Consider the following 15,296-nt stretch of genomic DNA (forward strand, 5'->3'; position numbering starts at 1 on the left):
TCGATCAGTCGACAGCGAGCGCCTCCACGACCGCCATTCGGCCCACCCGGATGGCGGGCGGGAACGACCCGAGCAGCACCAGCACCAACACCAACAATCCATAGCCCAGCAGCTGCGGATTCAGGTGGAATTCGACATCCATAGCCAGAGCGTGCCCAGTGGCTGCGTCAACCACGACTTGCATGAGCAGCCCCAAGCCCAAGCCCAGCATCGCCCCCACGAGCCCCATGCCCGCAGCCTCGGCCAGCACCGAACGGATCAGGAACCTACGCGCGGTACCCATGGCGCGCAACACGCCGAGTTCTCGACGCCGCTCCAGAACCGACAGCATCAGTGTGTTCAGCAGCGCGACCGTGGCGGCCACCACGACGATCCAGAGAATGTTCTGACTCACTTGCCAGGATTGACGGATCGCCGAGGTGACATCGCTCACTGCGTCGGTACCGGATTCGACGTTCAGCGTCGGTGGCACCACGTGCCGGATGGCGGCTTGCACCGCCTCGGGATCGGCCTGGGGATCGAAGTGGATGCTCACGAAGGTTTCACCAGGTCGTTCGTACCAGCTGCGCATCAGATCCAGGTCGATCATCACCACCTCGGCGAGTCCGGTGAAGTAGGGAACCACGTCCAGCACGCGTACGGGATGTGGGCCGGTCGGCGTCGGCAGAGTCAGTTCCGCGCCCACAGTTACCCCTAGATCCCGTGCTACGCCGCGGGAGAGCACCACTCCGTCCCCGGCAAACAATCGGGCGGCGGCATCGTCGCTGACCATGTGCATGGTCGCCGTGCGATGTTCGGGAAGGTATCCCTCGAGCAGTACCTTGCTGGCGCCGAGTGTTGCGAATGCCATTTGCGCTGGAACCACGCTGGACACACCCGGTACTTCCGCAATCTCGTCTTTGACAGTCGCGGGCAGTAGCGGGCCGGTCGGGAACTGTGTCAATCGGGTCGGGCTGACGTAGGCGTCGAAGTCGTCCAGTTCGATGAAGGTACGGTCGGCAGCCTGCACCCCGTCGCTGTTGACGCCATGTGTCCCGACGATGGCGCCGAAGACGACCATGACAGTCATCACCGTGGCCCATACGCGCTGCGGCGCACGCTCCAACGTGGTCGCGCCGAGCGCGCCCGGGGCACCGAACCAGCGCGTGATGCCGCTGGCGGCGCGCGTGATCGGCTCACCGAAGGCGAAGCACAAGGGAATCGCGCCCATGAAGAGTATGGGCAGGGTCGCCATCGACACGTTGCCGAGGTCATTGAATGCGATCGGCAGCGAGACGCCGATCAGGACCGCGCCCAGCGCGCCACTCGCCCAGCGCACCCACTGGTGCGTCGTGTCCAAGGGGCTGACCCCGACCGGGGCCAATGCCTCGACGGGCTGGACCCGATACACCTGGCGCACAGCGACTCCGGTCGCCGTCACCGTAGTGACCACGCATGCAGCGGTGACGACCCAGATCACATACCAGGGAACCATGTATTCGATTCGCGCCTCGGTCTCCGCCACGATCGAGGGCGGCAGAATGTCGATCGCGATTCGGCCCATGAGCACACCCAGCACCGTGCCGATCACTGCGCCGAGCAATCCGAGCAGCGCGGCCTCGACCAGCAGATCACGCGCCAGCGGTCCGCGCTTGCCACCCAGCGCCCGTAGCAGCGACAGCATCGGTCGGCGCTGTGTGAGGGCCATGTTCATGACGTTGTAGATGAGGAACGCGGCGACGATCAGCGCAGTCAACGAAGCCAACGTGGTGGAGACCAGAATCGCATGTATCGGACCGTCCACTTGGGCGCTGCGCAAGCTGGAGTCGGCGACCACGGACCGGTCGCCGACGGCCGTGGTCAGTGCCGCCCGCACCGGTGCGACATCGGCGTCATCGGCGAGAAGGATCTCGACCGAGTCCAGTCGGCCGATGCGATCGGACATCTTCTGGGCGAGCCCGAGCGGGGCTACGATGAGGCGCCCGCTGTTGAGTTTGCGGGACGTTCGGGCGTCGAGCACGCCGGCGACCGTGACGGTCGTGGTGCCCACGGTGAACCGGTCGCCCTCGGAGCGACCGAGTTGGTCGCCGACCAGCACGCCATTGGGCACCGACAGCAGCTTTCCCGCCGCGGCGGTTATCGGCCCGGTCAATTCGCTGCCCAGCGCTACGACGTTGGGGCCGGCGCCGACCAGCAGCGTACGGTCCTCGCCGGTACCGAGTTGGGTACGCACCATGGGTACCGCTACTGCGACTCCCGGGGTAGCCGCAATCGTTGGTAGCAACTCTTGATCGAAGCCCGAGTCGCTGAACCCGGTAACTTCCAATTGCGCGTCCCCGCCGAGGCCGCGCGCCAGCTGGTCGACCGAGCCGGAGACCGAGCCGGCGACGCTGAGTACTGCAAACAGCAGACTGGCGGAGACAGCTATGACGAGCAGTGCCATGGCGGTGCGGCCGCGGTGGACCAGCAGCTCACCGATATTGAACAGCCGCAGGCGATCCCATGCAGAGCGGATCATATGTCGACCGCTTGTTCGGCCGCGGTGATCCGTTCCGGTATCTCCGGCTTCGGCATCGCCGTTCCTCGATTCATGGGCCGATCGACCCGAGTGGCGCTACGGCGTTGGGCTGTCGCAGCTGCGGTGACAGTGCTGAGGGGCGACATCCCGCAGACTCCGACCGCGTTGCTATCTGCTGTCGAGAAGGCGTTCCAGCGTCGGTCGCGCCCTGAGGCGGACGTGTCCAGGGTGCCGACCTCCACGGTGAACTGGGCCGATGGTACCGAGAAGACCCACCCTCTGCCATCGTCCCGGGGACCAGTTTTCGTCTCCTACCACGGTAGGAGAGACTTCCGATCCGGCGCCCCGGCACCCGCGGGCCGGGACAGTCGGGTCCCTTGGCCTACGAGACCGGCGTGGTCATGCCGAGCCGAACGCGATCATCGCTCGGGATCGGCGGGCACGACCCGCCGCGCAGCTGGTCGATGTGTCGGCCGAGCAGGTGCGCCAACTGGCTCAACAGTGCGGTGGCGTCGTCGAATGTGCCCGAATCTGCTTGCGCGCCGAGAGCAACTGCAATCGCGCCGGAGCGGACCGGTATCACGCCGAACTGTCGGGCGGTGTAGCTACCGGTCGTATCGTCGGGTCCCCAACCGCCCTTGAACGCCGTCCCTTCCAACACGCCGAGCCCCCACGCCTGATCGGGTGCGATGTCCTGCATCAGATCGGTGACCTGTTCGGTTGCGGGCAAGCAGGGCAGCTGCGCCGCGAATCGGGTTTGACCGGCCAATGTCCATTCGGTGACGCCGAACGCGGTGTGGTCGAGCGTGGCGCGCACTTGCGCGTGGCCGATCTCGTAGCCGGCTTCGTCCAAGATGTTCTGCACCGCGGCGGCAGCAGTGCGTCGGTCACCGAGCGACCGCCACAAAGCTACAGCAGCGGCATTGTCCGACACGGTGATCGCGGCTTCGGCTTGGCGGGCGATGGCGTGGCGTGCGTCGTGCCGCAGCGCCGCAATCGCAAGGGGGACTTTGATGGTCGACCAGGCGATCCCGCTGGTCCAGTCGCCGAAAATGGTCATTCGGCCACCACCGACCGGCATGATCGCCATGCCGACCTGTCCGGCGAGCCGAGACTGCAGGTGTGTGAACTCCGCAGCCAGTGAGTCGGGTAGGGACACCGTGTGATCGAGTCGGTTGGGTGGCGCGGTGGCGGTGACCGCGGCAGGTGATTCGGCCACGATCAAGCGATCGCTGGGAAACAGGGCACAGAATGTCAGCATGAGCAGCACCACTGTTGCGGCTCCCCGCAGCACCGAACCGACACCCATCGACGTCACCACCGCGTCCTCTCCACCACCCCCATCGGTCGCGTGTGCGCTGTTCGTCGGCGGTGCGAAATATGCTCATCGTGCCCACCCGGTTGGCGGCCGGGCGGGAGACCTCGTCGCCGTCACGCGCGCGACGCCTCGCACACAGTCTCGCCGATTGTGTCGGGAATTCGAAACCCGATGGCCACAAAGGGCGAACGGGTGGTCAGTCGACCGCGAGTGCCTCCACGACCGGCATTCGGGCGACTCGAATCGCGGGCGGAAGCGACCCCAGCAATACCAGCGTCAGGGCCAGCAGTCCGTACGCCAGCAGCATCGGACTCAGCCGATAGGTGGCATCGACGGTCAATGCCGCTGCTACGGGGGTCTCGCCCACGAATTGCAGCACAGCGCCGAAGGCCAAGCCCAAAATGGCGCCTACCAATCCGATACCCGCGGCCTCGGCGAGCACCGAGCGGGTCAAGAACCTGCGCCCGGTCCCCATCGCACGCAATACCCCCAGTTCTCTTCGGCGCTCCAGTACCGAGAGCATCAGCATATTCAGCAATGCGATCGCGCCGACCAGCACGACGATCCACAGAATGCTCTGGCTCAGTTGCCATGCTTGCTCGACGGCCGCAAAGCTGTTGGCCACCGCTTCATCTCCGGAATCGATGTTCATGGAGGGTGGTATCGCCTCACGTATTGCCGCGCGCACGGCAGTGGGATCGGCGTCGGAGGCGAACGTGATGCCCACGACCGTTTCGCCCGGCCGCTCGAGCCAAGTTCGCATCAGGTTCAGGTCCATCATCACCACATCCGCGATGGCCGTGAGGTAGGGAATCACCTCCAGCACGCGCACGGTGTGGGGGCCGGTCGCTGTCGGCAGGGTCAGGTCCGCTCCCGCGCCCACACCCAGGGAGTTGGCCACCCCTCGGGAAATCACCACCCCTTTGCCGGCGAACATCTGGGCGGCGGCATCGTCGCTCACCATCGACATCGTCGCGATGCGGTTTTCAGGAAGATAGCCCTCTAGCAGAATCCGACCGCTACCGAGGGTGCTGAAGGCCATTTGCGCCGGCACGACGTCGGCGACGCCCGGCACGGTTGCCAGCGTCTGCTTCAGATCGGCTGGTAGCAGTGGCCCGGTCGGGAACTGCGTCATCGGATTTGCGCTGACATAGGCGTCGAAGTTGTCGAGATGGCCGAAGGTCTCCTCGCCCGCCTCGATCAAGTCGCCTCTGATGCCGTGTGTTCCAGTGATCGCTGTGACCACGATCATCACGGTCATGGCGGTAGCCCATGCGCGCCGAGGCGCACGTTCCAGGGTGGTCGCGCCGAGCGCGCCGGGCGCCCGAAACCAGCGTGTGATGCTGCTCGCGGCCCGGGTGATCGGCCCGGTGAAAGCGAAGCACACGGCAATCGAGCCGAGGAACACCATCGACAGGGCGCTCAGTGAAACGGAGCCGAGGTCGCTGCGCGCAATCGGCACGGAAAGGACCAGTAGTCCGATGCCCAGCGCCCCGGCGAACCAGCGCAGCAGCGGGGGTGAGGTAGCGGCGTGTACAGCGTCGATCGGGCTCAGCGCCTCGATGGGGTGAACTTGGTAGATCTGGCGCACGGCGAGGCTCGCCGCGAACACCGAGACCGCCACGCAGATGGCGATGACGAGCGGAATCACATAGACCGGCACCATGTATTCGATGCGTGCCTCGATCATCGCAACGATCGACGTCGGTACGAAGTCGATCGCGACCCTGCCCATGGCTACGCCCAGCGCGCAGCCGAGCGCTCCGCCGGCCAGCCCCAGCATCGCGGCCTCGATGAGCAGGTCACGCACCATCGGCCGTCGTTTGCCGCCGAGCGCGCGCAGCACCGAGAGCATCGGTCGGCGCTGCGTGATGGTCATGCTCATCACGTTGTAGATGAGAAAGGCCGAAACCATCAGCGCAGTGACGGCGGACATTATGGTGAAGGCCAACACCGATTGCACCGGGCCATTGGCTTGCGCGCTGCGCAAACTCGGGTCGGCGACCACCGCGCGGTCACCCACTGCTGCGGTTAGTGCGGTGCGTAGTTGGTCGATATCGACACCGTCGGCGGGAATGATCTCCACCGAGTCCAGCCGGCCGGGTCGGTCGGCGATGCGCTGTGCGAGCCCGAGTGGGGCTGCGATGAGGTGGCCGCCGTTGAGTTTCCGCGAGGTTTTGGCGTCGAGGACCTCGGCGACGGTCACCGTCGCCTTGCCGACGGTGACCGTATCGCCCTCGGCGTGGCCCAGCGCGTCGCCGACCAGCACGCCATTGGGCACCGACAACAGCTTTCCTATAGCAGAGGTCATCGGAGCCGTCAGTTCGCTGCCGAGCGCGCCGATGTTCGCGCCGGCCCCGACCAGCAGGACGCGGTCGGCGGTGTTACCCATTTCGGCCCGCAGCATCGGCACCGCCGCCGCGACGCCCTCGGTCGCCGCAATTCGCGGGAGCTCCCGCTGGTCGAACCCGGCGTCGGTGAAGCCGGTGACTTCCAGTTGCGCATTGCCGCCGAGGCCGCGTGAGAGCTGGTTCACCGAGCCGGAGACCGAGCCAGAGATACTCAAAACCGCAACCAACAGTCCGGCCGACACCGCGATGACCAGCAGTGACAGCAGAGTGCGGGCGCGATGGACGAGTAACTCACCGAGGTTGAACAGCCGCAGGCGATCCCATAGTGAGCCGGTCATACGTTGACCGCTCCCTCGACAGGGTCGCTGGCGGTGATCCGGCCGTCGAGCAGGGTGACCACTCGATCGCAGTGGGAGGCGGTGCCGACCAGGTCGTGGGTCACCATCACTACCGAGCTACCGGATCTGGCGATACCGGCGAACAAGTCCAGAATCCCGGCGCCGGTCTTGGAATCCAGGTTTCCGGTCGGCTCGTCGGCCAGAACCAGCGGTGGATCCATGATCAGGGCGCGTGCCACCGCGACGCGCTGCATCTGTCCGCCGGACAACTCCGCCGGTCGGTGGTCGGCCCGGTCGACGAGACCGACCAGGTCCAGCAGTTCCATCGCCCGCGGCTTCGCCTTGCGCAGACCAGTACCGTCCAGCAACTTGGGGACCGCCACGTTCTCCCATGCGGTGAGTGTGGGCAGCAAGTTGAAGAATTGGAAGACGAAACCGACCCGGTGGCGCCGAAAGTCCGCCTGCTGTTCTTCACTCAGGGCGCCGATTTCGATGCCGCGGAATCGGATCGAGCCCGAGTCGGGACCGTCCAGCGCCCCGAGCATGTGCAACATCGTGCTCTTGCCGGAGCCGGAAGGACCCACGATCGAGGTGAATTCTCCGTCCATGATGCGCAAGTCGACCCCGTCGAGCGCGCGGACGGGTTGACCGCCGACCCGGTAGGTCTTGGTCACACCGGACAATTCCAATATCACCGACTCAGACATCGCCGTCCCTCGTTTCGTGTGGTCGATCGACCCGGCCGCGGCGCGCTACCGCCCCACGACCTCCGGCTCGTCGTCGGCGACCATGCTGCCTGCCGATGTAGGGCGCAATGCCGGCCGTTTCGCGACCTGCTTCGGTAGTTCTCGCCTGATGCAAACGTGGTCGAGTCGGTGTCGATAGTGCAGTCCAGCGACAATGCGGCAATCCGTGGGCGGAGCACCTCGAAGCGATCGCCGCTTTCCGCGGTGAACTACTTCACATGCTACGGACACCGGCATTGCCCGCCCTCGTTCCGGGGACCAGAATTTATCTCCTACCAGGGTATGAGGTGCTTTCGGGAGTCGGGACGATGCGCCGTCGTGGCAGGCGAGACTAGCCTGGCAGCATGGGCGTGATCGGCGTCTCCGATCCAGCGCCCGGCACTCGACAGGCAAATCGTGTCCGGGTCGCATTGGTGCGCGTCGGGCGGCGGCTGCGCACCTGGGTTCGGCATCCGGCGGCGGCGGTGCGGCGGAATGTCGCGGCGTTGCCGTTCGATTACCCGCCGGCGGTGATCATCACTATCGATCTGGCCGTCGTGGTCGTCGGGTTCGCGGCTGTGGTGCAGCGACACAGCTACTTTCCGACCGCGCTGCCGATCATTGCGCTGCTGCTGACGTACGCCTCCAGTCCATTGGCCGTGTTCCTGCACCGACTGCCCCGTCCGCTGCTGCCCCGTCCGCTGCTGCTCGGGGCGCTGGCCATAGCCGGCGAGGCATTGTTCCTCATGCAACCGGTCGCCGGCGATATCGCGCCGTTCGTCCTGGTGGCGGCCGCCGGACAGGTCGCAGCGGTCGAGCCGATGCGGGTGAGCATTCCGGTCACGCTGGTGATGATGGTGGAATTGGTGGCCTTCGATCTGATCGGCCACATGCCCGAGGGGCTGCCGACGTATCTGATCGGCCTCATGTTCGGCTGGATGGCCGGGCTGATGTTGCAGTACCAGCGCCGCCTCCTGCACCGGGAGCGGGGTTATCACCAGATCCGTGCGGCGCAAGCGGCGGACGAGGAGCGCCGCCGCATCGCCCGCGAGGTCCACGACGTGATCGCGCACTCGCTGAGTATCACCTTGTTGCATCTCACTGCCGCACGACATGCATTGCAAACCGATCGCGACGTGGACGGCGCTGTGGAGGCGCTGACCGATGCCGAGCGCCTCGGCAGGCAGGCGATGGCCGATATCCGTCGCACGGTAGGCCTGCTCGATTCGCGACTGTCGAAGTCGGTCCCGGAACCGGGCGTGCACGACATCGTGGACCTCGTCGGCGACTTCTCCCGGGCAGGGTTGAACGTGCACTGTGACTTCTCCGGCGACCTCACGACGGTATCGCCCGCGGTGGGGCTCGCGCTGTACCGCATAAGCCAGGAATCGCTGGCCAACGTCGTCAAACACGCACATGGCGCGTCTGCGGAAGTGCGGCTGATCGTGGAAATGCCCCAGGCGACCCTGACCGTGCACAACTCCCTGCCCGCCGGGCCACCAGCGCGGCCCGGCGCTGGGATGGGCGTATCCAACATGCGCCAGCGCGCCGAACTGCTCGGTGGTCGAATATCGGTCGGTGCGTCCGAGCGGGGGTGGTCGGTCTGTGCGACGGTTCCGCTGGTGCCCGGTCGCGGTGGATACACCACCCTGCTGCCGCCCAGCGCGGCCACCGCGGGGAATGGTGGACGACCGTGACGTCCGTGACGAGTGCTGCCGTGACGAGTGCTGCACAGCCCACCACAGTGCTGGTGGTGGACGATCAGGAACTCGTGCGCGTGGGCCTGTGCCGCATTCTGCGCCGACGTGACGGTTTCGTCGTGACCGAATGCGCCGACGGCGACGAAGTCCTCGCCGCGGTTGCACAGTATCGTCCGCAGGTGGTGCTGATGGACCTACGGATGAAGCGCATGGGAGGTATCGATGCGACCCGTTTGTTGCGCGCCCGCGGCAGCGGCCCCCCGGTCCTGGTGCTCACCACCTTCGACGACGACCAACTCTTGTCCGGGGCCCTCCGTGCCGGCGCCGCGGGGTTCCTGCTCAAGGACTCGCCCGCCGAAGAGCTCATTCGCGCGGTGCGTACGGTCGCGGGCGGCGGGGCATGGCTGGACCCGGCGGTCACGAGCCAGGTGCTGTCGGCCTATCGGACAGTGCGCCCGGGCGGCGCTGCCTCCGATCACCGATTGTCCGACCTGACCGCCCGCGAGTACCAAGTGCTCGAACTGATCGGGCGGGGTCGGACGAATACGGAGATCGCCGGTGAGCTCGCTGTGTCGGAAGTGACGGTAAAGAGCCACGTCGGCCACATATTCAGCAAGCTCGCACTCCGGGATCGTGCCGCAGCCATCGTGTTCGCGTTTGACCATGGGGTGGTGGCACCCGGAGAATCCATGCTGTGACGGGCAGGCTCGGTCGCGTACCCCGTGATCTCGGTGTGCGCTGCCCGCCCGGGATGTGGAGGATGACGGGGTGCAGCCAGCTGGACCGAGAACCGGAACGCGGTTCGGGCCCTACGAACTGCGGTCCTTGCTGGGCAAGGGCGGAATGGGGGAAGTCTACGAGGCCTACGACACGGTGAAAGACCGGATGGTCGCGGTCAAGTTGCTATCGGAGGATCTCGCCAGAGACCCGACCTACCAGGCGCGTTTCCAGCGCGAGTCGTTGGCCGCCGCACGCCTGGCCGAACCCCACGTCATCCCGATCCACGACTGGGGCGCGATCGATGGCGTGCTGTTCATCGATATGCGGCTGGTGCGCGGGGTGGATCTGCGCGCCGTGCTGCGCAGCCAGGGTCCGCTCGCTCCCGCACGCGCCGTCGGCATCATCGAACAGGTCGCGGCCGCGCTGGATGCCGCGCACGCGGCCAACCTGGTGCACCGGGATGTCAAGCCGGCGAACATTCTGGTGACCGACGCGGACTTTGCATACCTGGCCGATTTCGGAATCGCGCACACCGAGGGCGACAGCGCGGTGACGCTCGTCGGTATGGCCATCGGCTCCTACATCTACATGGCTCCGGAACGGTTCGATGCCGGGCCGGTGACCGGTCGCGCCGACGTCTACTCACTGGCCTGCGTATTGCACGAGTGCCTCACCGGCGCTACACCGTTCCCCGTCGCCAGTATGCCCGTGCTGATCAAATCGCATCTGACCGACCCACCGCCTCGACCGAGCGCGCACATCGACGGCATCCCGCCCGCGCTGGACGACGTGGTCGAACGAGGAATGGCCAAGGATCCGAGTGACCGGTTTCCCACCGCGACTGCACTGGGCAGGGCCGCCCGCGCTGCGCTCGACAACGGGCCGCCTCCGCGGCCGACCCTCGTGGTGCGCGCACCAGAGCGGACGCCGCCGGCTCCGCAGCGGACTGCACCCGGGGCAGTCGTTCCACCGGAATCGACGGGGGAGCTGTCGGTTCCCGCAGTGATCCATCCGAGTGCGGCCACGGCGGTTCGACCCACAGAAACCCAGTTCACGCCGTTGCCACCGGCGAACGAACCCCTGGCCCCGCCTCCAGGGCAGGGGGGACCACCGCCGCTGCGGCCGTTCCCGGACGCACACCTGTATCCGGATTCTCGCCAGCACCCCACGCCGCCGGAATACAGTGGGATACAAGCATATTCGGCGCCGACTTCGCCACCACCGCCACCGCCGGACCCTGCCGAATCCGCAGTGCACTCCTACCCTGCGCACATCGGTGCCGCGCCTTCGCCACTGGAGAATTCCTGGGCAACCGCGCAGTCGGGGCATTTAGACGACCGCTACACCTACGACAACCCGGTCGCGCGTTCGCCGGATCGCCCTGGACATTCGATTGCGGTGCCGATCATGGTCGCTGTGCTCGCTATCGTCGCGGTAGCGGTGGGCGGGGCCATCGCCTGGCAGGTTCTCGGCTCCGGCGGGGTGGACACGACCTCGGCCGAACCGAACAGTGCCCCCGTGGCCCCCGCGGCGCCCTCTCGTGCCGGGCTGCCGAGCACTCCGCCGCCGTCGCCCCGCTCGTCTGCTACCGCCGAGCCGACCGCGGTTGCGTTGCCCGTGGACGCCAGACCGTGCGGTGGGTCTGGGGGGAGTTCCGCGACCTTCGGTCGAGCTGCGGCGGGCAGTGGTGTCACCACATGCGAGTTCGCCGAAGAGGTGCGTCGAGCATTCGCCGAGGGCGCCCAGGTCCAGGACGGGCTGCGCAGCAGCTCCCGCACGGTGGTCGCGACCAGCCCGGTCACGGGACAGGCCTACACGATGGCCTGCCAGGTCGTCGACTCGCTGGTCACCTGTACCGGCGGTAGCAACGCGGTGGTCTACATCTACTGACTCGACATCTTCTGCCGATCTGCTGTTCGCGGTGGATGTCGCCACGGGTCGGAGGGGCTGAGGTCGGCAGAAGTGGGCGAGTCGTCGTGCGCCCAGTACGGTGGCGGGACGCCCCACCGATACCTGGGCCGGGCGCAGTTCGCAATGAGGATATGTCGAAATATGTCTACTGGTCGCTTCAGCAGAGCTCGAAACGTCCTGGGTTGCGCGGCGACCGTCGCAGTTCTGGCTGCCGGGTGCGGGGCCGGCGAGGTCGAAGACTCGGCCGAAGTGCCGTCGCGCATCGCCGAGGCCGCGGCGCGTGCCGATCAAGAGGGCTTGTCCGTCGTCGTACCCGGCACGCTTGCCGCGAGCTACACCGAGTTGGCGGCCGACGTCGACGGGCAGCTCGGTATGGCGATCATGCCGGTTGGCGGCGAGCAGCCGGTGACCTTCGGCGAGTGGACCCGAGGACCCGCCTGGTCGACGATGAAGGTTCCACTGGCCATTGCGGCAGCCCGGCAGAGTTCCGGCTCGTCCAGCTACGCCATGTCGGCGGCGATCACCGCCTCCGACAACGCGGCCGCCGACACTCTCTGGCAGTCGCTCGGCGGCTCGCGAAAGGCGGCGCAAGCCGTCGAGGCGGTGCTGCGGGAAGGGGGTGACAGCAGTACCACGGTTCCGGCCACCGGTTCTCGTTCCGGGTATTCGGCCTACGGTCAGGCGGATTGGTCGTTGGTCGATCAGGTGCGGTTCGCCTCGCGGCTGCCCTGCCTGCCCCAGTCGGAGGGGGTCACCACATCGATGGGGCAGGTCGTCCCGCGGCAGCGCTGGGGCCTGGCCGGATTCGGTTCTGTGGAATTCAAAGGCGGTTGGGGCCCGGATACCGACGGCGACTACTTGGTACGGCAGTTCGGAATCATCACCGTACCCTCGGGGCAGATCGCGATCTCGGTCGCGGCGAAGCCCGACTCGGGGACCTTCGACGACGGCATGAACATGCTCGACGACCTGACCGAGGTCGTCTCCGAACATTTGGACGAGCTGTCGGGAGGACGCTGTACCGGCGCGTGAGCGCATGCTTTCGTGCGTGTTACCCAGTATTCACCGGGGGCGGGGCTGCCGAGAACGCACGCGGCAGGCAAGATAGCGGCCATGCGCATCGGAGTCTTGACGGGCGGCGGTGACTGCCCCGGTCTGAACGCGGTCATCCGCGCGATCGTTCGAACGGCGAACGGCCGCTATGGCGACGCGATCGTCGGCTTCGAGGACGGTTGGCGCGGTCTGTTGGAAGACCGAAAGATCCGGATCCACAACGATGATCGCACCGACCGGCTACTCACCAAGGGCGGCACCATCCTCGGGACCGCGCGCACCAACCCCAGCGTGCTGCGCGACGGTCTGGGCCGGATACGGCAGACCCTGGACGACAATGGAATCGAGGCACTGATCCCGATCGGCGGCGAGGGCACCCTCACCGCCGCGAGTTGGTTGTCCGACGAGGGAGTCCCGGTGGTCGGCGTCCCGAAGACGATCGACAACGACATCGATTGCACCGACGTGACGTTCGGGCACGACACCGCGCTGAGCATTGCCAGCGAGGCGATCGACCGGCTGCACACCACTGCCGAGTCGCACCAACGAGTCATGCTGGTCGAGGTGATGGGTCGCCACGCGGGCTGGATCGCGATCAACGCCGGTATGGCGGCGGGTGCGCATCTGACCCTGGTGCCCGAAGTCCCGTTCGACGTGGGCGAGGTGTGCACCATGATCAAACGGCGGTTTCAGCGCGGTGACAAACATTTCATCTGCGTTGTCGCCGAAGGTTCGCACCCCGCGCCGGAATCCGGATTCGCCTTGCGCGAAGGTGGTATCGACGAGTTCGGCCACGAGCGATTCACCGGGGTCGCCCAACAACTCGGCGTCGAGATCGAACGGCGGATCGGCAAAGAGGTCCGCACCACGGTGCTCGGCCATGTACAGCGCGGCGGCAGTCCCACTCCGTACGACCGGGTGCTCGCCACCCGGTTCGGCCTGCATGCCGCCGAGGCGGTGCACGCAGGCAATTTCGGCCATATGGTGGCGCTGCACGGCACCGCGATCGACCTCGTGCCGCTGTCGGAGGCCACCAAACAGCTCAAGCGGGTGCCCGCCGAACGCTATGGGGAAGCGCAGGCGTTCTTCGGCTGAAGCTGCCGAACTCGTCTGGTGCAAGCGATCGACAGCGATTGGGCCATTGCGCCGCTGAGATCGGATCCTCAGGCCCGGCGGGCATGATCGGCTAGCCTGGTGGGCATGATCGCCTTCGACTGGAAGAAGCTGTTGGTGGGCGCGGTCGGGGTGCAATATGTGCGCGGCGAGTAGTTCCGGTTCGGATCGCAAAGCCGGTGCGGCGCTGCGTCGGCGTGGCTTGCGGCACTTCACGCTGGCTGTGCTCTTGGTCGGGGTGCTGGCGGCCGGATGCGCGCAGCCGGACCGAACCGAATCGGTCACCGGCGACTGGCACGGCACGATCGAAGCGCCCGGCGCGCCTGTCGAGATCGGGGTGAACTTCGCCGCTGATGGGACGGCCACCCTGTTCATTCCTCAGCAGGGAATAGCAGATGTAGGTCTGGGTGAGGTGAATACCGATCACGACGGCATATCGTTCGTTGTCCCCGGCCTGCCGGGCGATCCGACATTTCGTGGCAGCTACGACCGCGGATCCGGCCGGATCACCGGGGATTTCACCCAGGCGGGCCAGACATTCCCACTGGTCCTGCGCCGGGGCAAGGTCGATGGCTCAGCCCGCCCACAGGAGCCGAAGCCCCCGTTCCCGTACACGGCCGAGGAGGTCGCCTACCGCAACGGTGACATCACGATCGCGGGCACGCTGACCGAGCCACCGGGGGAAGGCCCGTTCCCGGCCATCGTGATGATCACCGGAAGCGGCCGGCAGGATCGCAACGAGGAAATCGTTGGTCACAAGCCGTTTCTGCTACTGGCCGACACCTTGACCCGTGCGGGATATGCAGTGTTGCGCACCGACGATCGGGGTGTCGGTGGTACCACCGGGGTGCTGGACACTGCCACGTATTCCGACCTCGCGGCGGATATCGCCGCGGGTGTCGGTTTCCTGCGTGCTCGCCCGAGCATCGACCCGGCCCGGATCGGGCTGTTCGGCCACAGCGAGGGCGGCTTCCTTGCGCCCCTCGTCGCCGCGCGACCCGATAGTGGAGTAGCGTTCGCCATCCTGATGGCCGGCCCAGGTGTTCCCGGTGCAGACGTGCTGGTCGAGCAGGCCCGCACGATCACCACCTCGGAAGGCGCATCCCCCGACCAAGTGGATACCGCGGCGCGTCAAACGAGCGAGTTGGTGGCCGCATTGCAAGTCGGTGACCTGGCGGGTGCCAAGGCGCTGGCCCGCCAGCACAACGAGTCCACCCCGCCCGAAGAGCGGGTACCGGACGACCAGGTGGACGCGGCGATCACGCCGTATTTCGCGGCTCTGGCTGCCTACGACCCCGCCCCCGCGCTCACCGGGCTGCGCATTCCGGTGCTGGCCCTCTTCGGTGGCACCGACGTCCAGGTGCCGCCTGCGCAGAGTGCGCAGCCGATGCGTGAGCATCTCGCTGCCGGCCCGGACGCAACCGTCCATGTCTTTGCAGGTATCAACCACCTGATGCAGCCTTCCGACACCGGTCGCCCCAGCGAGTACGCCTCCATCGAAACGACCATCGCGCCAGAGGTACTGGACTATGTCCTCGACTGGTTACGGCCTCGGTTTCCGACGACATAA

The 15,296-nt window shown here is 66.6% G+C and carries 10 protein-coding genes; 6 read left to right on the top strand and 4 right to left on the bottom strand.

Going from position 1 to position 15,296, the window contains the following annotated elements; translation table 11 throughout:
* Positions 1-4: 4 nt before the first annotated feature.
* From K940_RS0103725 to K940_RS0103745, 4 genes are all read right to left on the bottom strand, one after another.
* Positions 5-2,497: an FtsX-like permease family protein gene (locus tag K940_RS0103725; RefSeq protein ID WP_028476421.1), complete on the bottom strand. Its 2,493-nt coding sequence runs from the start codon at positions 2,495-2,497 to the stop codon at positions 5-7.
* A gap of 382 nt (positions 2,498-2,879) precedes the next feature.
* Positions 2,880-3,818 carry a hypothetical protein gene (locus K940_RS26855; RefSeq protein WP_231390233.1) on the bottom strand — a complete coding sequence of 313 codons (939 nt, stop codon included), beginning with the start codon at positions 3,816-3,818 and terminating at the stop codon, positions 2,880-2,882.
* A gap of 193 nt (positions 3,819-4,011) precedes the next feature.
* Positions 4,012-6,504: an FtsX-like permease family protein gene (locus K940_RS0103740; protein ID WP_028476423.1), complete on the bottom strand. Its 2,493-nt coding sequence runs from the start codon at positions 6,502-6,504 to the stop codon at positions 4,012-4,014.
* Positions 6,501-7,211 (bottom strand): ABC transporter ATP-binding protein, encoded by a 711-nt coding sequence (locus K940_RS0103745; protein ID WP_196812093.1) that lies wholly within the window; start codon positions 7,209-7,211, stop codon positions 6,501-6,503. Before K940_RS0103745 ends, K940_RS0103740 begins: the two co-directional genes overlap by 4 nt.
* Before the next feature lie 383 nt (positions 7,212-7,594).
* Here K940_RS0103745 and K940_RS0103750 point away from each other — a divergent pair, with 383 nt between their 5' ends.
* The 6 genes from K940_RS0103750 to K940_RS0103775 all read left to right on the top strand — a co-directional run bounded on the left by K940_RS0103750 (position 7,595) and on the right by K940_RS0103775 (position 15,296).
* A complete protein-coding gene (locus K940_RS0103750) occupies positions 7,595-8,926 on the top strand; it encodes a sensor histidine kinase (protein ID WP_028476425.1) in 1,332 nt (443 codons plus the stop codon).
* A gap of 47 nt (positions 8,927-8,973) precedes the next feature.
* Positions 8,974-9,627 (top strand): response regulator transcription factor, encoded by a 654-nt coding sequence (locus K940_RS0103755; RefSeq protein WP_028476426.1) that lies wholly within the window; start codon positions 8,974-8,976, stop codon positions 9,625-9,627.
* A 70-nt stretch (positions 9,628-9,697) separates the two neighbouring features.
* Complete coding sequence (locus K940_RS0103760; RefSeq protein WP_028476427.1) at positions 9,698-11,539, top strand: serine/threonine-protein kinase; 1,842 nt, start codon at positions 9,698-9,700, stop codon at positions 11,537-11,539.
* A gap of 162 nt (positions 11,540-11,701) precedes the next feature.
* The gene (locus K940_RS0103765) at positions 11,702-12,592 is read left to right on the top strand and encodes a hypothetical protein (protein WP_028476428.1); all 891 of its coding nucleotides are present in this window, start codon (positions 11,702-11,704) and stop codon (positions 12,590-12,592) included.
* A gap of 81 nt (positions 12,593-12,673) precedes the next feature.
* A complete protein-coding gene (locus tag K940_RS0103770) occupies positions 12,674-13,708 on the top strand; it encodes an ATP-dependent 6-phosphofructokinase (protein ID WP_028476429.1) in 1,035 nt (344 codons plus the stop codon).
* A 157-nt stretch (positions 13,709-13,865) separates the two neighbouring features.
* Complete coding sequence (locus tag K940_RS0103775; protein ID WP_081706135.1) at positions 13,866-15,296, top strand: S9 family peptidase; 1,431 nt, start codon at positions 13,866-13,868, stop codon at positions 15,294-15,296.

Source organism: Nocardia sp. CNY236, assembly GCF_000482385.1.
Lineage (GTDB): Bacteria > Actinomycetota > Actinomycetes > Mycobacteriales > Mycobacteriaceae > Nocardia.